We start from the raw sequence: 18,076 nt of genomic DNA, 5'->3' as shown, positions 1-18,076 counted from the left end.
GGTATTTGTTATTATTTACTGTCAAAAAGGTAAATAATGAACTTAAAAGCTTTGGTATTAATACCATCAAGATTCGCCTCGACTCGTTTCCCCGGAAAACCTCTAGCAAATATCGCCGGCAAGGCAATGGTCTCTCATGTTTATGATGGATGTGCTGGTATTGTTGAAAATTTTCCAGGTTCAAAAGTTTGTGTCGTTACGGATAATGATGAAATTGAAAAAATGTTAAATGAGTCTGGCCGCAATGTGGTTCGAGTCGATGATGATGTTCCGTCGGGAAGTGAAAGAATCTTCTTGGCCTACGATCGTTTTTTTAAAGATGAAAAGTATGACTTCGTTATCAATGTGCAAGGTGATGAGCCATTGATTAAAGCTGACTTACTAACTGAACTATTGCGAATTCATAGTTCTCAAAATTTTGATGTAGCGACTGTTATAAAAGAGATGTCGATTGATAATGATCATGAGGATTACTTAAATCCAAATAAGGTGAAGGCCGTCTTTTCAAAAGAGAAAAATATTTGCCATTACTTTACAAGAAGCCCTCATCCATTCAATCGTCAAAAGACACCGGGGCTAAACTGGTATTTACATATTGGTATCTATTCATTCAAACCAGAAGTCCTTAAGAATTTCTGCTCTCTAGGTGAGTCGACTAATGAGAAGATTGAATGTTTAGAGCAATTAAGACTACTTGATAACGGCTACACAATTGGTGCCGCAATTACAGATATGACATTATGTGGAGTTGATACTCCGGAAGATATTCCATTCGTGGAGGGAGTGATAAATGGCAAATAGCCAAAAGAAGTATATTTTCATTACTGGTGGAGTTACAAGTTCTCTTGGAAAAGGCTTAGCAGCTGCATCGATTGCATCTTTACTAGAAAGACGTGGAATTCGCATTAATATGCTTAAGATGGATCCGTATATCAATGTTGACCCAGGGACAATGAGTCCGACTCAACACGGAGAAGTTTTTGTAACGGACGATGGTGCTGAAACAGATCTCGATCTTGGTCACTATGAAAGATTCACTTCTTTAACACTTTCAAAACAATCAAACTTTACGACAGGTCAAGTTTACCTAGAGGTCATTGAGAAAGAAAGAGAAGGGAAGTATCTTGGTAAGACGGTTCAAGTTGTTCCTCACATCACGGATGAAATTAAACGTCGTATTCATATTGCAGCAGAGGATGCAGATATTCTAATCGGAGAAATCGGTGGAACTATTGGTGATATTGAATCTCTTCCATATGTTGAATCAATTAGACAATTTGCTCATGACGTTGGACAAGAAAATGTTTTATTTGTTCACCTTGTTTTAATTCCTTATTTATCTGCAGCGGGAGAGTTAAAGTCCAAACCAGCTCAACACTCAGTTAAAGAGCTTCGTTCACAAGGTCTATTCCCACATATTATTATTTGTCGCAGTGATCGTGAGATTGATCAGTCGATTATGGATAAAATCTCACTATTTTGTAACGTACCAAAAGACAATGTATTCCAATCTCTAGACTTGGATTCAATTTATAAAGTACCACTTAACTTCCATTCTCAAGGGCTAGATGAAAAGATCACAAAGATCTTAGGGATTTGGTCTTCATCGCCAAAGATTGATGACCTTGAAAAGGTTGCATATAACTTCGATCATCCACTAAGAGAGGTGAAGATTGGTGTTGTTGGAAAGTATACGGAATTAGTAGAGTCGTACAAGTCTCTGGATGAGGCCTTAAGACACGGGGCACTTGCTCATCAGCTAAAGCTTGTTCCTGTATATGTTGACTCGGAAGATATTGAAAAAGAAGGAGCAGATAAGCTTCTTAAAGATGTACAAGGTATTCTTGTACCAGGTGGTTTTGGAGAGCGTGGTACGGAAGGGAAAATTTCGGCCATTCGTTTTGCTCGTGAAAATAAAGTTCCATTCTTTGGAATATGTCTAGGAATGCAGCTTGCAATTATTGAATATGCTAGAAATATTTGTGGATTAACAGATGCTACATCAGAAGAATTTAATGCTGGTGGAGATCTTTTAGTTCACTATATGGAAGGTCAAACTCGCGATGGTGCTAAAGGTGGAAGTATGCGCCTTGGTAGCTATGAGTGTGAGCTTCTTGATGGAAGTCGCGCAAGACAGATGTATGGTGAAAAACTAATTAATGAAAGACACCGCCATCGTCTAGAAGTTAACAACTTCTATGTTGAACAATTAAAAGAGTGTGGTCTTGTTATTAGTGGAAAGAATCCTGAACTTAACCTCGTTGAAACAATTGAGATTAAGGATCATCCTTTCTTCTTTGCATGTCAGTACCACCCAGAGTTTAAATCGAGGCCATATGCGGCCCACCCAGTATTTAGTGAATTTATTAAAGAGGCAGATAAATATGGAAAATAAAAAATTTGATCTATTCATGGGGACTTGTGTAATCGAGTCTGAACAAATGTGTATGGATGTTTGTGGACGTCTTTTAGAAATGCTTGAGCCTGTAAAGGATGAAATCAACTTTTCTTATAAAGGGAGTTTTGATAAGGCAAACCGCTCATCAATCGATTCTTTCAGAGGTCCTGGACTTGAAAAAGGTCTTCAGATCCTTGAAAAAGTGAAGAAGCAATATGGAGTGCAATTAATCACAGACTTTCACACTGCTGAACAAGCCGATGCTGTTGCAAGTGTTGTTGATACAATTCAAATTCCAGCATTTCTTTGCCGTCAAACAGATATGATCTTAGCAGGTGCTGAAGCTTGTAAGAAATACGACGCTCAACTTAAGATTAAAAAAGGGCAATTCCTATCTCCTGAAGAGACAGGAAATATCGTTAAGAAGGCCGAAGAATTTATTTCAAAGGATAAGATCCTCTTAACTGAGAGGGGAACATCTTTTGGTTACAATAATCTTATTGTAGATATGGCAAGTTTCCAAATCATGAAGTCTTTTGGTGTTCGTGCAATTCACGACGCTACTCATTGTGTTCAAAGACCTGGAGGTCTAGGGACTTCAACTGGTGGAAAGCGTGAGCAGATTCTAACTCTTGCTCAAGCGGCCGTGGCAGCAGGTGCAGACGGAATCTTTATGGAAGTACATCCGAATCCAAGTGAAGCTAAGTCTGATGCGGCCACAAGCCTGCCTCTAGACCAAGCGGGTGTTATTATCCAAAGACTATTAAGAATTAGAAACGCTATTACGGAATAATTAATGGATTTATTTACAAAAGCTCAAAAATATAAAGAAAAATTAAAAGATATTAAAGTACTCGCTTTTGATATTGATGGAGTTCTAACTCCAGGTCATGTTTGGTACCAAGATGATGAAATGGGCTTTAATCGCTCATCACATACTTCGGATGGCTATGCTTTAAAACTACTTATGAAAGCAGGATTTAAAGTTGGTGTTATTTCTGGAGGTGCATCAAAAGGTGTTCAAGAGCGTTTTGTGAATAACTTAAAACTTGATTTTGCCTTCTTGGGTGACGAGGATAAAAGAGTCGCGTTTAAAAAAGTCTTAGATCTTGGATTCAAACAAGAAGAAGTACTTTTTATGGGTGATGAATTCTTTGATGTTCCTCTACTAAAAGCAGCAGGATTTGCTGCAACAACGCCACATGCATCTCACGAGATTCAAATGTATTGTGACTATGTAACGCAAAGAGAAGGTGGACACGGTGCTGTTAGAGAAGTTATTGATATCTTCCGCTATGTCCATGGCATCGTTCCTGAAGTTTTAGACTTTGACGGAAGTCCTATTGATTTTAAGGATACATGGCCAAAGTAGGAGTTGATTAGTATGGATTTAACAAAACTAAAGGCCTTATTGGATGACCAATATGAGTGGCCAGCAGTCTATAATTTTAAGTTTATTGGAAATGAGACAAATCGTGATGAGTTAATCATGGCCGTAGGAGAAAAGCCTCACCATGAAAAACCATCTAAAACAGGCAAGTACATCTCTTTCACATTCAATGTAAAGTGCAATAGTTCTGATGAAGTGTTAACGATTTATGAAAGAGTCGGGCGCCTACATGGTATACTAGCACTATGACAAAAGATAACTTTGAATATAAAACAGCTCTCGTTGTTGGAGCTGGTGCTTTCGGAACTTCGATTGCATCAATTCTGGCAAATAAATTTGAAAATGTAATTTTAAAGGTACGCTCAGAAGATATCTATAAAGATATTAATGAGGACCGTATCAATTCTGTCTATCTTCCTGGTATTAAGCTTGACGCTAATATTAAGGCAATCCTTGATTGGAGTGAGCTAGATCCTAGTGAAGAAGATAGTTTAGAGCTTATTGTTTCAGGGTTACCTACTCACGGAATTAGAACTTTCTTTAGTGAAAACCTTGTTCGCTTTAATAGCTACCTTGGTAAAGGCATTCCTTTAATTAGTCTTTCAAAAGGGATTGATCCTGATACTCTTGAGTTAAGTGATGATCTACTAAATGATTTCTTTCCGCATTATCGTGACAATATCACATTCTTATCTGGCCCAAGTTTCGCAAAAGAAATTATGGAAAAACAGATTACTCTTGTCACAATCGCAGGACGATCTAAAAAAGTGTTAATGGATGTTGCCACTAAATTAGAAACTCCATATTTTAAGGCCCTGCCAAATTACGATATAAAAGGTGTCCTTCTAGGTGGTGCTCTTAAAAACGTTTTGGCCATTGCTGGTGGTATCGTTGAAGGCCTAGGCTACAATCACAATACGCGTGCCGCTATGATTACTCGTGGAATCGTCGAAATGCTACGCTTTGGTAAGGTATTTAACGCTCGTCCTGAAACATTTTATGGCCTAAGTGGAATGGGGGATCTCATTCTAACAACAACAGGTGGACTGTCTCGTAACAAAACTTTTGGACTTGAGATCGCTAAGGGGAGAAAGCCTCTTGATATTATCAATTCACAACGTACAGTTGTTGAAGGTTATAAGACGACAAAAGCGGCTTTCTTACTAGCTGAGAAATATGAAATTCGCGCACGAATTTTTAAAGGACTTTATGAAGTTCTATACAATGATGCAAACGTTGAAGAAGTTCTAAGTCAACTAATGCAGGCACCTATTAAGTTTGAAATCGATTAAGATTTAATTGGAAAGAGCACTGTAAAAGTTGTTCCCTTATCTACCATACTATCAACTTCGATTGATGCCTTCATTTTTTGTGCAGAGTGCTTTGCAATGGCAAGTCCTAGGCCTGTTCCACCAGTATTGATACTACGAGATTGATCAACACGATAGAAGCGTTCAAAGATTCTTGCGATTTTATCATTTGGTATACCAACACCTTCATCAGTAATTGCAATATAACGATGATTTTCTCTTTGACCACTTTCAATAGTAATTTGAGTACTTTCTCGCGAGTACTTAATCGCATTTGATACGAGGTTCGAAATACAGTGATATAGTAGCTTACCATTAGCAACGATTGTATCAGCTCCCGTATTTGAGTAATTTACACTCATATTCTTTGCATTTATTTTGAGCTGTTGATCATTAATGAGAGCATTAATAAACGAAGGAAGATTAATTTCTTCTACTTCAATTTTTCCTTCATTTTCAATCTTTGATAGTGAAAGAATTCCATTGATTAACTCGTCAAGGCGATCAACGTTTTGAATAACGATATCCATAATCTCTTGTTGATCTTCGTCCGTATTAATGGACTTTAGAGTTTGAGTATAGCCTTTAATCGATGTCAGAGGTGTCTTAATCTCATGTGAAACATTTTCAAAGAAGTCACGTCTCATATTATTTACATCTTGAAGTTTTGTAATATCACTAAAGTAGAAAAGAATCTCTTTGTCTTTATTCTTAGATTCAATATCGCTAATCTTTAACTGGAATGAGTTCGTTTTCCCACTAACTTTTGTTAAGGCGATTTGAGTATTATGGATCAGATTGGCCTGGTAACCATTCTTTCTTATAAGATTAATAAAGTCATAGTCTCTAATTATACTAATAAGTTCTACGCCTCGATATCGTCCATTAAAAGGTGCAAAAGATTTCTTAAATGCATTATTACAGAAAATAACTCTGCCCTTACTATCAGTTACAACGACAGGGTCATCTATTGAGTTAATAATGACTGAATAATACTGTTTTGTATTAAAGAGATCTCTTTGAAGCTTTCGTCTCTTATTGAAGTTCTTAATAGACTTAGACTCAATATAATCCCAGTAATCACGACTATCAGTAGTATCAATAACTCCTTTCATTCTAAAAATATGAAAGAGGTCGTATAGAGGAGTAAAATAGTGGCGGAAGAGAAAGAATTGTCCTGCAATAAAGAGAATTCCTAAGATTCCCATCGCCATAAAGAGTTTGGAAAAGACTTCTGATGAAATTAGTTTTAGTGCATCAGACTCAATCCTTAAAAAGAGAGTATAGCTCTTTCCTTTTGAGTGAAGTACACGGTGATGATAGATATATCGATCATCACTATCATATTCGCCAATAATAATATTTTTAAAATCCTCAATCTTAAAGCTTGGGGCCGCACATCTAATCGTACGATTTGCATTTAGAATATAAAATTGTGTTCTCTTTGTTTGTTTGTCACACATTTTCGCAATACCATCTTGGCGTAGCGACTGTAATTCCTGATCTACGATCGAGTGAATAAAGTTATCTTTAAAGTTTATGATAAAGAATGTGCCCAGAAAGAGTAGGGATAAACAAAAGATTAGCGTTTGATAAAAGATGATATCATTTAGAAACTTTATTTTAAGGAAGTTAAAAAAGTTATTCTTCACTCTTTACTCGATATCCTATCCCGCGAACTGTTTCAACAACTTTTGATTTACTTCCAAGCTTCTTACGAAGAGCGAAAACATGAGTGTCAACAGTGCGGTCTGTAACATAAATATTTTCACCTTTTATAAGATCAACGATTTGTTTACGTGTAAAAACCTTACCTGGAGAAGAGATTAGGACACAAAGAATTTTAAATTCAGAAACTGTCAGCTTAATTTCTTTTTCATCAATAATAGTTTTTACTCCATCGACATCAACTTTTATTCCCATATGGTTATATGTGTTCTTGTTGTTGATTGGAGAGCTTGTGTGATGACTTTCAACTCGTCGTTTTAGACTGCTTACTCTTGCCTTTAGAATTCCAATATCAAAAGGCTTCGTAATATAGTCATCAGCACCGGCATCAAGTCCTTCAATAATGGATTCGCTAGAAGTTAAGGCAGTAACAAAAAGAATTCCTACATTCTTAAGCTTCTTAGTATTTCGAATATACTGACAAATTTGTACACCACTAAGGTCCGGCAGCATGCGATCCAAAACAAAAAGCTCGTACTGATTATTCTCAATAGCAGTGATGGCATCATTACCTGTATTTGCCATGTCATAATCAATGCCTATGGCCTTAAGGTTTACCCCAATTAGTTTTGCGATTGATTGTTCGTCCTCTACAATTAGTGCTTTCATTATTTGCCTTATTGATCCTCTGTATGTCTTACGTCTTTACCTGACTCTAAGAAGATTATATCTTCACAAATATTTGTTGCGTGATCACCACATCTTTCAAATATTTTCGAAACACGAATGACAGCAAAACCTTCATCAACTTCTGCCTTTCCATCTTTAAGAAGTTGATAAAACTTCTTCACTAGATCTCTATGAAGAGAATTAACTTCGTGATCGGCCTTGATTACATCTGTTGCCATTTGAATATTGTTAGAAGCAAAGGCAATTAAACTCTTTCTTACCATCTCAAAAACTTCTGCTTGAATGATGCTGCAATGTTTTTCTCTATTTGAAATTCGCATTAAGTAGCGCTTTAAGTTAACTGCTTCATCTCCGAGTCTTTCAAGTTCAGAGTTGATCTTCATGATGGCCAATGCCGTTCTTAGATCAATTGCAGTAGGCGACTTAAGAGCGATAAATTTAAATACATGATCATCCACAAGCTTATGAAATTCATTGATTTCATTTTCAAGCTCATAGAGATTTTCCATTGTTGATTTTTCATCAACAGCAACATGTAGAATCTTTTCTACAATTGCGGCCATTTCTGTAATATCTTTTCTTAGTGTTTCAACAGTCAATTCCATTGAATGCTCCTTAGCCAAAACGGCCAGTGATATAATCTTCAGTTTTCTTTTCTTTTGGGTTGGTAAAGACATCACTACTTAGTCCATGCTCAATAAGTTCTCCAAGGATAAAGAAACTTGTATAGTCTGCAATACGTGCTGCCTGCTGCATATTGTGTGTAACAACGATTACCGTATAGTCTTTCTTTAGTTCACTCATAAGATCTTCGATCTTTCCTGTCGCAATTGGATCAAGGGCCGATGTCGGCTCATCCATTAATACGATTGGCGGGTTTGTCGCTAGTGTTCTAGCAATACAGAGTCTCTGTTGCTGACCACCTGATAGTGAAGTTCCTTCTTGATGAAGTTTATCTTTTACTTCATTCCATAAGGCCGCTTTCGTTAGACAATTATAGGCGATTTCATCGAGTTCACTTTTTTTCTTCTTTCCCCAAAGTCTTGGCCCGATGACAACATTGTCATAGATACTCATGGCCGCAAATGGGTTAGGCTTTTGAAAAACCATTCCAATTTTTCTGCGAATTTCAACAGGATCGGCAGATGGAGCGTAGATGTCATTTCCTTCAAGAATAACCTCTCCTGAAACACGTGCACCTTCGACTTCTTCATGAATACGATTTAGGGTTCTAATATAAGTTGATTTACCACAACCTGAAGGGCCAATAATCGCATTGACAGTATTCTTATGGTACTTAAGATCAATACCTTTTACAGCGTGAAAGTCTCCAAACCATGCTTGAATATTTTTTACATCTAATATGATATCGCTATTTGCCATTATGATTTCCTCACAAAGAATTTCTTAAGCTTCTTTGAATTGAATAAGAATTTTGCACTTAAGTTCAGTCCAAGAACAATAATAATTAGGGTGAACGAACCGGCCCAAGCTTGTTGTTGCCATTCTTTATATGGACTGATTGCGTAGTTATAAATTTGTACCGGAAGTGAGGCCATTGGACCTGTTACATTGTAGCTCATGTACATGCTTCCAAATGCCGTAAATAATAGGGGGGCTGTTTCTCCGGCCGCACGTGATATTGCTAGAATAACACCTGTCATGAGAGAATTTCTTGATCCTTTAAGAATAATATTGAAGATAACTCGCCATCTTGGAAGTCCAAGAGCAAGTCCTGCTTCTCTAACATGTCTAGGGATTAGCTTTAAGATTTCCTCCGTTGTTCTAGTCACAATAGGAAGAATAATAATACTTAGAGCAAATGCTCCGGCCAGTGCTGAAAATGATTTAAAGCTTACAACAAATATTAGATAAGAAAAGATACCAACTACAATTGAAGGCACGCCTGTTAAAAGATCGATTGTAAATCTAAGGGCCGTTGCAATTTTACTTTTCCCGTATTCACTTAAGTAGACACCACATAGTGTTCCAACTGGAACCGCAATTAGTGAACCTATTGATACCATAATAAGAGTACCTAGGATGGCATGTCTCATACCACCACCGATTTCTCCAACTGGTTTAGGATCATTTAAAAAGAAGTCTAAACTTATTGAAGTTGAACCTTTTTGAAGAAGGAAAATAAAAACTAAAATTAACGGTAGAATTACTAATAAAGCAGAAAGAACTAACAGTCCCTTAAAAATTAGATTCTTTATGACACGACTTTTTGAGAGTTTCACTTTGATGCTCCCTTTGTTTGCTTCCATACAATTGTACGTGCTACTAAGTTAACTGCAAAAGTAACGACAAATAAGAGAAGTCCAACGAGGCATAGAGCGGATAAGTGTAGATCACTTTCTGCTTCTGCATATTCATTTGCCATAACTGAGGCCATTGTTGAAGCTGGAGCAAAGATTGATTTAGTGATTTGAGGAGTGTTACCAATAACCATGGCCACGGCCATTGTCTCTCCAAGGGCGCGTCCTAAACCTAGAACTAGTGCTCCTACCATTCCTGAAAAGCTTGGCCTTAAAACCGCAATTTTAATCATCTCAAATTTTGTGGCCCCAAGCCCTAGGGCAGCTTCTTTGTGGAGTATATTAACTGAACGAAATACCTCTCGTGCAACAGATGTGATAGTTGGGATAATCATAATGGCCAAAATAATTGAAGCCGTAAGAATACCAATCCCAAAACTTGGGCCTTGGAAAAAAGGTAAAAATCCAAATACTGCCTTTAGGGCAGGAGTTAGAAGGTCTTTAACAAAAGGAGCTAAGTAGTAGAGGCCCCATAAACCAAAAATGATACTTGGAACGGCCGCAATAAGTTCAACAAAAGTTCCTAGAATACTTGAAATTGATTTAGGTAAATATTCTGTAATAAAGAGGGCCACTGCAATACTAACAGGACCTGCAATTAGAAGGGCAAGAAGTGAAGTAACAACAGTACCAAAGATAAATGGAAGTGCCCCAAACTCGTCATCAATTGGATTCCAGAAATCATCGAAAATAAATTTAAATCCAAACTCACTAAATGCTTCACGACTGGCATAGAAAAGCTGACCAATCATAAGTATCAGTAGAATAATGACAATAAGTGAAAAAAAGCGAAGTGTTATATAGGCCAACTTATCCTGTTTTGAAGGAGAAATTGGCCCTAATTTTTTAAGTAGGTTCATTAAAGAGATTTTACCCTTTCTAATACCTTTTTGGAAAGTTCAGTTGGTAGGGGAGCATAGTAAAGCTCTTTAGCATAACTTTGGCCTTTACTAATTGCCCATTCAACGAATTTGTAAATCTCAACTCTTTTCTGGTCTTTTTCTACCATTGGTAGAAGGATATACGTCAGAGCACTGATAGGATATGAGTCTTTAGCGCTGCTGTTAATAAGTGAACCTGTTAACTCTTTTCCAGTTGTTTTAAACTCTTTAGCTGAAGCTGATACGGCCTCAACAGTTGGATTGATAAAGATACCAGACTTATTCTTAAGGGCCACTGTCTTAATATTATTCTTTCTAGCGTGAGCAAGATCCATATATGTGATTGAACCTTTAGTGTTGCTTACAATTGAAGTTACACCATCATTTCCTTTTGCTCCAACTCCAGTTGGCCAACGAAGTGATTTACCCGTACCAACTCTTTGCTTCCACTCTGTGCTGACTTCCACAAGGTAGTCTGCAAAGTTCTTCGTTGTACCTGATCCGTCTGCACGACGAACAACAAGAATGTCATCAGATGGTAGAGTTACACCAGGGTTAAGAGCTGCAATTTGCTCAGCATTCCACTTTGTAATTTTACCTAAGTAGATATCTGCAAGAGTTGCACCATCAAGCTTAAGCTCATCTGGAATTTGTGGGTGATTATAAGCAATGGCAACGGCGCCAAGAACCATCGGAACGTGTAGAACTGGCCATTTTGCTTTCTTCTTATCTTTTTCTTTCATTGGTGCGTCTGATGCACCAAAATCAACAGTCTCTTTTAAAAGTTGGCGTATACCACCACCTGAACCAATTGGTTGGTAATTGAATTGAATTTCTGGATGAATTTTCGAGTATTCAGAAAACCATTTTGAGTAAATAGCATATGGAAATGATGCTCCAGCTGCGTTGATCTTTAAAGCGAAAGTACTTGAACTCGCCAGCAGTAGGCAAAGTGCAATTATTCTCTTAATCATGTGTGTCTCCTAAATTCAGTGTTTTCTTGAATTTAGCACATGGTAAATATGGTGTTTATTAAGATTTTGTTAAAAAAAAAGGGCGACATTGTCGCCCTGCGTGATTATTGTAATGTATTTGATACGTAAAGTCTGAAGGACTTATCTTGATTACGACGAATCGTACAGATTCCTTCTTCTCTTTTGTTTACGAGATACTCGTAATAATCAGGTAGAGTGTCCTGAATTTCAAGGATTGATTTTCCTTCGTGCTCACCAAAATCGATAAAGACGTTTTCTTCTGCGATAATTCCCGTAACTGGGCTTACTTCGTTGGCCATGTTCCCTCCCTGGATCATTTAGCAATCTATAGTTTTATTTAAATATATGTAATTAAAAATATATTAACCGGTTCCTTGGTTAATTATTATTTTGAAATATTTGAAACGTAATGAAAAGTTTTTTTTACTTGACTGAACTTGTAAAGAAATTCCTGAAATAGTTAATGATAATTTTAAACTCGTGAGGGTAGTCTTTACTAATATGTGTGCGTACTTTTTCTAGAGCATCAAAAATTGTTAAAGCCTCTCTATATGGGCGTGGAGAGATCATCGCCGCTACGATATCACAAATATTAACCATGATTGTTTCAAAACCTGTCACTGTTAAGTTTTTTAGATACTGATTATCTGAATCATACTTATCTAGAATACTGAACGTGTGATGGTTTTCTATTACTTTCATGTGAGCAGGGCTTAGTTGAATACGACCTTGTAAAATTCTCGCTGAAATTATTGGATGTTTTGCAAGTAGTACCTTATCCATCTCTGATAGGTTCTCTTTGTCATATTTATCAATTGGAATGGCAGACATTCCAATATCTTTAAAATAACTCGTGATAAAAAAGTTCTCAATATCTTTGTCATTATAAAGTTGAGATGTCTTTAATATCCCTACAAGAAAAATTGATGAAAGTAGGGGTTGTGCAAAAATATAATGATGACCTTGGGCCGCAAAAAAACGATAGAGCGCTTCGTGCATTTTTGGATTCTTAATCAAGAAAGATGCCAGTACTTTTAAGCTTTGATACTGAAGATTGAGGGCATTATCATCAGTAGGATCTTCAAAGAGATATCGAAGGTTTATGGTAATAAGATTAAGTTGATTCTTACAATTTTGATAAGTATCACCCATTGAAAAAGAGCGAGTTACTTGCCTGAGGCAATCTTGTTGCAGCTCTTTTAGTTCTTGCCTTTGTTCTTTGCTTGCAAAAACAATCGTGTGACCTCTTTCAATCATCTCTTTAAGAGTGTCATTAGAAACATATGTTCCACGGTAGAGGTTGTGCTTAAACTTACCATCTTCGAAGATATAAACATCACAAGGTGTTGTCGGAATATTAAAAAGCTCCCTAATCGTAAAAGGGGTCAAGTTTAGTGCCAAATGTGATTTACGGAATATATCCTCTGCTCTCATGTTCATATTATAGCTTAAGTCGCTAAAATCATTAAATACCAAGAATAATAGGCAATATTTCGCAATTTTGTAATTTCTTGGAAAAAGCCTAACGTTCTAAGTTAAGAGCCCGAAATCAATAGAATATAAAGGCTAATTTTAATAAGGCTCGAATTTATTAACTAAGTTGCTATATTGGTTGAATACAACGAATGTTGAGCTAATTTTGACAAGAGAGAAGGCCATGAGTGCGCTTAAGAATCTAGAAGATTACATTGCTGATCCGAAATTATTTGAATCAATTCAACTATTTGATGATAGTTCGTACAGTTTACACTGGTCGAATTGGTCGAAATTAATTTGTGCAATGAAAGAGCGTCATATCAATGGTGATTCTTCAATGAGTATTGAAGAAGTGAAGGAAGAGCTTGAAACTTTCAAAGAAATTCCTGTATGGCTTGTTAATAAGAAAGGTGAGATGGAGACGACTCTATTTGATCTTTATAACTTCTATATAGACCCAAGGCTTAAGCACTTATGGTTTGATGTTAATAAGCAAACTCTTATTTCTCTTAAGCATAAGGCCGGTCCATTCATGCATCTCCATTCAATGAGATGGGTTGATTACGATATCTACAAATTATTTGTATATGACCGTCTATTAAATAATCTTTCTCTAAGTCATCGCGACTTTAGAATGAACACAAATTTAAAAGCAAAATTTTCATTTTGGAATTCAATATTAAAACCTGTTGATGGACAGATTGTTCAGTTGAGTCGCAAGGGAATCCTTGTATCAATTGAAGGTCATAAGAACTTCTTAAGTCTATCGCAGTCCGACCAAATATCTCTTAGTGCTGAGGTTGGGGGACTCCTCAGCGCTACAGGGAAAAAATTCGAAGAATTTGATGAAGTTATTGGAAATTGTACAAGAGCAAAAACAGTTAAAATTGATTTCGATGAGAATATCTTTAAGGACTTAAATGCTCTTGAGACATGTAAAGGGGAGACATATTATATGTTCATTCCTTTTGCTAAGTTTCCAATCAAGCACCACCGCATTGGAAAAGCTATCCAACACGTCATTGATGAAGTTGAAGGCGCAGCTTCTCAAATTCTTAACAATTTAATCGACTAGTAAATAATATTATTCAAAGGGCTTGGTCTAAAAGATTTAAGCCTTTTGTATAATACATTTAGATACTCTTTGCTTACTAAGAAAGGGTGCTCTCTATTTGAAGCTCGTATAATAAAGTTCTCTTTTTTCTCAATATTAAGATCTGGAAGACTAGTTAATACCCAAGAAAGATCATATTCAATCTCTTCACCAGTTTTAATTTTTACAATAACTTTATAATATGGCTTAGCAAGATAGCGCTCAATTGCACTGTCCATTTTTTCAGTACGCTTATCAAGGATTGAATTTGATTTAAAACTCGTTAGCTTAACTAGGAACTCTTGGACTGCTTCATCATCAAGGGCCTTATTTCCTGATACCCAGATGTCTTTATCATTACGACTAAATTCAAAACGTAGTTTGCCTGAGTTTATAACTTTAACACCTCTGATATCGCTTGGAGCATAACTAAAGACTCGTGAGTCAATAAGTGATGGAAGGTCGATTTTCTCAAGTGAAAACTTAACGGCATTAACGTGGTAGATCGCATTGTCTTTATCGCTTACAACATATGTAGAGTTATCGATAGGATTGATAAGTCCAAATGAGATCGTTTCATCTTCTCCATTTTCACCCTTTAATGTAACAATTGAAGTTGGATTATCTAGGGAGAAGTTTGAAAGGTTGATTGGATCTTTTGGAAAGATCTTTTTAATCTTTACATTTTTTAGTGAGTCTAAAAGTTTATTAATGATTGCTTCATTAGCATTGATTCTTCTAGGCTTCGTAATAATCCATTGGTTTTTATTTTTAGCAAGACTAAATCGTCCAAGGTTTGATTGAAGTGAAATATCCTCAACCTTATCAATCTGATCACTTGTGAAAAGAAATTGGAGATTAGAAAGTTCTTTAGATGTAATAACCGGTGCTTGAAAAAACTCACTAATAACTGCTCCAAATAGGAGAGTAATAAAGAGTATTGAGACAAGACTAGCTGAAAAGTAATTACGTTTTATATTTTGCATAAGAAATTCTAGAATTCTTATTCGAGATCGTCAAAGAGATCGAAGTCGTCATCGCCACCTGAGCTACTTTCTTTGCTGGCCGCTACTGCCGCCGGCTCTTCTCTAACTTCTGGCTCAATAGATTTGATGAAATTTCTAAGAAGTGTACGTTCACCCTCTTTAAGAAAAGTGAACTTTATCCCTGTTCTAAATGGCATACTCGTTTGAGAGATAATGCGACTTTTCATGTTGTAGCTACGAGAAAAGACAACCACACCATTTAGGATGATACGATTTGGAATTTGAATATCAACGACAATTGATTGGCCCTGAGTAAATTGTCTTTCGCAAAAGAAATACATCCCATCCATATAAAGTTCAGATAGGAGAATATTGCCGACGTAGACCTTTTCTGGAGGTAAATCAGGAATAAATTGCTTGATGATTTTCGTTTCTTTTATCGGAGTAACATTGTCTCCAGACATGGCAGCATCTGCCAAAGCTTGTGGATCAAGTGCTGCTTCTTCACTTTCAATACTATCATTGATTGGAAGTTCACCTTTATCTTTATAAGTCTCAATAAGGTCATCAATATTAGGCTTTTCACCATTCTTGTACCTTAGTTTTACCGCTGCTTCTACTTCATCTCGAAGTGTCCAAACGTTAACTTTGATTCTTTTAATTAGGACTGGGTCGCTACTTTTACCGTGTATCATTAACTAACATTTTCTCACATTTTCAATATTTTGTATCTTTTGAAATTTTTGCCTCTGAAAGGGTGCTAAACTACTTGATAGACAATTATTTAAAAGTCTTAGCATAGGGTCTCCCATGGAAGGGAGATAAAAAGATTAGGAGGATCTAATGAGATTAAACGCATTTTTAGCACCAGCTGTTGTTTCAGCGATGGCACTTTCTCCACTAGCTGCTGATTACGTTCCAGGTGAACTAATTGTTAAGCTAAAGAAAGATGTTTCAGTTGAAAGTTTCTTTGGACAATCATTACATGGAAGTTCACTTGACCGTCGTATCGAGCTTACGTCAGGGGATCTTTATGTTGTTAAATTTAACGAGTCTCTTGTATCAATTGATTCAATTGCAAAGCAGATGAATGAAAGAGCAGAAGTAGAATATGCAGAGCCAAACTTTATCTACAAAATCGTTAAGCCAATCGTAAACACAAATGTATTAGAAGAAATCTTAAGCTATAACACAACTTCAGATGAAGGTGTTTACTACACGCCAGCAGATGAAAAATTTGGACAACTTTGGGGTCTAAAAAATACAGGTTCTAATGCTCCAAGAGGTGTTTCAGGTGTAGAAGGTGCTGACGTTGATGCACTAAGAGCTTGGGAAATCACTCAAGGTGATCGTGCAATTAAAATCGCAGTTATCGATACAGGGATTGATTACAACCACCCAGATCTAAAAGATCAAATGTGGACAAACGAAGGTGAGATTCCAGGTAACGGAATTGATGATGATGGAAACGGATATATTGATGATGTTCACGGATACGACTTCGCAAATAACGATGGTGATCCAATGGACGGACACTCTCACGGAACACACTGTGCTGGTACAATCGGTGCTTCACATAACGCAATTGGTGTTGCTGGTGTAATGAGAGATGTTCAATTTGTTGGGATTAAATTCCTAACAGATAGCGGTTCAGGTTCAACTGAAGCGGCAATCAAGTCGATTGATTATGCAACAAAAATCGGTGTTGATATTATGTCTAACTCTTGGGGAGGCGGTGGCCGCTCAGAAGCTCTTAAAGAAGCAATTGAAAGAGCAAATGCTGCAGGTATCGTATTCACAGCTGCTGCTGGTAACTCTTCTACAGATAATGATTCACGTCCACACTACCCATCAAACTACAATGTTGATAACGTAATTTCTGTTGCAGCTACAACTGCTGCTGATGAACTAGCAAGCTTTTCTTGTTATGGACGCTCAACTGTACACATCGGTGCTCCAGGACACGAGATTCTATCAACTGTTATCAACGGTAAATATGCTTCTTACTCAGGAACTTCAATGGCAACTCCACACGTTTCAGGTGTAATCGGACTTTTCCTTTCAGAAAATAAAGGACTAACTCCACTACAAGTAAGAAATAAAGTTATGGTAACTTCTGATCCTGTTGCTGCTCTTAGAGGTAAGACAATCAACGCTGGACGTATCAATGCTTACAATCTTCTTACAGATACTATTCCTGAAAGAAACGAACCAAATCCAGAAGATTGGCAAACTGTAGATGTTGCATCTTTTGAATCAGAACATCCATATACTGAAAACCAAACTCTTGAAACAACTTACACAGTTGAAGGTGCAAAGTTTATGAGAGTTAGAGTTCGTAAATTTGATCTTGAGAATCGTTATGACTTTATTGAAGTTAGAGATGCAAGAGGTGTTCTAGTTGAGAAAATTACTGGAGCAGGTGAGAACTATACTTCTTTCTTCGCTGAAGGTGATACTTTAAAGCTTATCTTCAAGTCTGACCGTTCAGTTCAGAAGTGGGGATTTGTTATTGATCAAGTAGATGTTCAATACTAAGAATTTTTAAAATTCACACAAATAAAAAGGCCAGCTAATGCTGGCCTTTTCTTTATCTATATAACTTTTAAGTTAAATCTAATTAAGCGTTCCAAAGGTGCTTGTACTTCTTTAGGAACTTAGAAAGTGAACCAACTTTATCTAGAGTTCTAATTGCTCTAGTTGAAAGCTTAAGCTTAATTGTTTCACCAGTTACAGGATCAAAAACTCTCTTCGTTTGTAGGTTTGGTTTTTGAGTCATTTTTGTTCTATTTTTAGCGTGAGAAACTTTGTTACCAACAAGTCTTCTTTTTCCAGTTAAATCACATGTACGTGCCATCACTTCATCCT

At 36.6% G+C, this 18,076-nt stretch carries 20 protein-coding genes; 8 read left to right on the top strand and 12 right to left on the bottom strand.

The genetic code is table 11. The features are described 5' to 3' along the window. Nucleotides 1-36: 36 nt before the first annotated feature. The 6 genes from ACMAYX_RS04495 to ACMAYX_RS04470 are packed head-to-tail and all read left to right on the top strand — an operon-like array spanning nucleotide 37 to nucleotide 5,080. Nucleotides 37-801: a 3-deoxy-manno-octulosonate cytidylyltransferase gene (locus tag ACMAYX_RS04495; RefSeq protein ID WP_412471591.1), complete on the top strand. Its 765-nt coding sequence runs from the start codon at nucleotides 37-39 to the stop codon at nucleotides 799-801. Continuing rightward, nucleotides 791-2,395, top strand: coding sequence for a CTP synthase (locus ACMAYX_RS04490; protein WP_412469750.1), 1,605 nt, complete (start codon nucleotides 791-793; stop codon nucleotides 2,393-2,395). The genes ACMAYX_RS04495 and ACMAYX_RS04490 overlap by 11 nt, the downstream gene beginning before the upstream one ends. Continuing rightward, nucleotides 2,385-3,191 carry a 3-deoxy-8-phosphooctulonate synthase gene (gene kdsA, locus ACMAYX_RS04485; protein WP_412469749.1) on the top strand — a complete coding sequence of 269 codons (807 nt, stop codon included), beginning with the start codon at nucleotides 2,385-2,387 and terminating at the stop codon, nucleotides 3,189-3,191. The genes ACMAYX_RS04490 and kdsA overlap by 11 nt, the downstream gene beginning before the upstream one ends. Nucleotides 3,192-3,194: 3 nt before the next feature. Continuing rightward, nucleotides 3,195-3,770: a KdsC family phosphatase gene (locus tag ACMAYX_RS04480; RefSeq protein WP_103216715.1), complete on the top strand. Its 576-nt coding sequence runs from the start codon at nucleotides 3,195-3,197 to the stop codon at nucleotides 3,768-3,770. A gap of 12 nt (nucleotides 3,771-3,782) precedes the next feature. After that, nucleotides 3,783-4,037 carry a DUF493 family protein gene (locus tag ACMAYX_RS04475; protein ID WP_233189678.1) on the top strand — a complete coding sequence of 85 codons (255 nt, stop codon included), beginning with the start codon at nucleotides 3,783-3,785 and terminating at the stop codon, nucleotides 4,035-4,037. After that, nucleotides 4,034-5,080 (top strand): NAD(P)H-dependent glycerol-3-phosphate dehydrogenase, encoded by a 1,047-nt coding sequence (locus tag ACMAYX_RS04470; RefSeq protein ID WP_103216717.1) that lies wholly within the window; start codon nucleotides 4,034-4,036, stop codon nucleotides 5,078-5,080. Before ACMAYX_RS04475 ends, ACMAYX_RS04470 begins: the two co-directional genes overlap by 4 nt. On the opposite strand, the gene ACMAYX_RS04465 is transcribed toward ACMAYX_RS04470, so the two are convergent. From ACMAYX_RS04465 to ACMAYX_RS04425, 9 genes are all read right to left on the bottom strand, one after another. Continuing rightward, a complete protein-coding gene (locus tag ACMAYX_RS04465; protein ID WP_412471590.1) occupies nucleotides 5,077-6,750 on the bottom strand; it encodes an ATP-binding protein in 1,674 nt (557 codons plus the stop codon). The two genes, ACMAYX_RS04470 and ACMAYX_RS04465, sit on opposite strands and share 4 nt — an antisense overlap. Continuing rightward, nucleotides 6,740-7,435, bottom strand: a complete 696-nt coding sequence (locus tag ACMAYX_RS04460) for a response regulator transcription factor (protein ID WP_103216719.1) — start codon at nucleotides 7,433-7,435, stop codon at nucleotides 6,740-6,742. The genes ACMAYX_RS04465 and ACMAYX_RS04460 overlap by 11 nt, the downstream gene beginning before the upstream one ends. A gap of 8 nt (nucleotides 7,436-7,443) precedes the next feature. Continuing rightward, on the bottom strand, nucleotides 7,444-8,061 hold the full coding sequence (gene phoU / locus ACMAYX_RS04455) for a phosphate signaling complex protein PhoU (protein WP_392991318.1): 618 nt from the start codon (nucleotides 8,059-8,061) through the stop codon (nucleotides 7,444-7,446). A gap of 10 nt (nucleotides 8,062-8,071) precedes the next feature. Beyond that, the gene (gene pstB, locus ACMAYX_RS04450) at nucleotides 8,072-8,839 is read right to left on the bottom strand and encodes a phosphate ABC transporter ATP-binding protein PstB (RefSeq protein ID WP_103216721.1); all 768 of its coding nucleotides are present in this window, start codon (nucleotides 8,837-8,839) and stop codon (nucleotides 8,072-8,074) included. After that, on the bottom strand, nucleotides 8,839-9,699 hold the full coding sequence (gene pstA / locus ACMAYX_RS04445; protein WP_103216722.1) for a phosphate ABC transporter permease PstA: 861 nt from the start codon (nucleotides 9,697-9,699) through the stop codon (nucleotides 8,839-8,841). The genes pstB and pstA overlap by 1 nt, the downstream gene beginning before the upstream one ends. Further along, nucleotides 9,696-10,637, bottom strand: coding sequence for a phosphate ABC transporter permease subunit PstC (pstC, locus tag ACMAYX_RS04440; protein ID WP_412471589.1), 942 nt, complete (start codon nucleotides 10,635-10,637; stop codon nucleotides 9,696-9,698). Before pstC ends, pstA begins: the two co-directional genes overlap by 4 nt. Then, entirely contained in the window at nucleotides 10,637-11,632 is a 996-nt protein-coding gene (pstS, locus tag ACMAYX_RS04435) for a phosphate ABC transporter substrate-binding protein PstS (RefSeq protein ID WP_103216724.1), read from the bottom strand. The genes pstC and pstS overlap by 1 nt, the downstream gene beginning before the upstream one ends. A 104-nt stretch (nucleotides 11,633-11,736) precedes the next feature. Further along, nucleotides 11,737-11,952 (bottom strand): hypothetical protein, encoded by a 216-nt coding sequence (locus ACMAYX_RS04430; protein WP_103216725.1) that lies wholly within the window; start codon nucleotides 11,950-11,952, stop codon nucleotides 11,737-11,739. Between the two features lie 124 nt (nucleotides 11,953-12,076). Next, nucleotides 12,077-13,087, bottom strand: a complete 1,011-nt coding sequence (locus ACMAYX_RS04425) for an HD-GYP domain-containing protein (RefSeq protein WP_146037759.1) — start codon at nucleotides 13,085-13,087, stop codon at nucleotides 12,077-12,079. A 223-nt stretch (nucleotides 13,088-13,310) separates the two neighbouring features. Here ACMAYX_RS04425 and ACMAYX_RS04420 point away from each other — a divergent pair, with 223 nt between their 5' ends. After that, nucleotides 13,311-14,204 (top strand): hypothetical protein, encoded by an 894-nt coding sequence (locus tag ACMAYX_RS04420; RefSeq protein ID WP_146037760.1) that lies wholly within the window; start codon nucleotides 13,311-13,313, stop codon nucleotides 14,202-14,204. Here the strand turns inward: ACMAYX_RS04420 and ACMAYX_RS04415 are convergent. Together ACMAYX_RS04415 and ACMAYX_RS04410 are read right to left on the bottom strand one after the other, a co-directional pair. Continuing rightward, entirely contained in the window at nucleotides 14,201-15,208 is a 1,008-nt protein-coding gene (locus ACMAYX_RS04415; protein ID WP_103216728.1) for a DUF4340 domain-containing protein, read from the bottom strand. The two genes, ACMAYX_RS04420 and ACMAYX_RS04415, sit on opposite strands and share 4 nt — an antisense overlap. Nucleotides 15,209-15,225: 17 nt before the next feature. Beyond that, on the bottom strand, nucleotides 15,226-15,903 hold the full coding sequence (locus ACMAYX_RS04410) for a hypothetical protein (RefSeq protein ID WP_103216729.1): 678 nt from the start codon (nucleotides 15,901-15,903) through the stop codon (nucleotides 15,226-15,228). 148 nt (nucleotides 15,904-16,051) lie between these two features. On the opposite strand from ACMAYX_RS04410, the gene ACMAYX_RS04405 reads away from it, so the two are divergent. Continuing rightward, on the top strand, nucleotides 16,052-17,746 hold the full coding sequence (locus tag ACMAYX_RS04405) for a S8 family serine peptidase (RefSeq protein WP_103216730.1): 1,695 nt from the start codon (nucleotides 16,052-16,054) through the stop codon (nucleotides 17,744-17,746). 82 nt (nucleotides 17,747-17,828) lie between these two features. Here the strand turns inward: ACMAYX_RS04405 and rpmB are convergent, their stop codons facing one another. After that, on the bottom strand, nucleotides 17,829-18,065 hold the full coding sequence (gene rpmB, locus ACMAYX_RS04400) for a 50S ribosomal protein L28 (protein ID WP_103216731.1): 237 nt from the start codon (nucleotides 18,063-18,065) through the stop codon (nucleotides 17,829-17,831). Between the last annotated feature and the right edge of the window lie 11 nt (nucleotides 18,066-18,076).

The sequence above is a fragment of the Halobacteriovorax sp. RT-2-3 genome, from assembly GCF_047085075.1.
Taxonomy (GTDB): Bacteria; Bdellovibrionota; Bacteriovoracia; order Bacteriovoracales; family Bacteriovoracaceae; genus Halobacteriovorax_A.
This window is presented reverse-complemented; position numbering and strand designations above follow the sequence as displayed.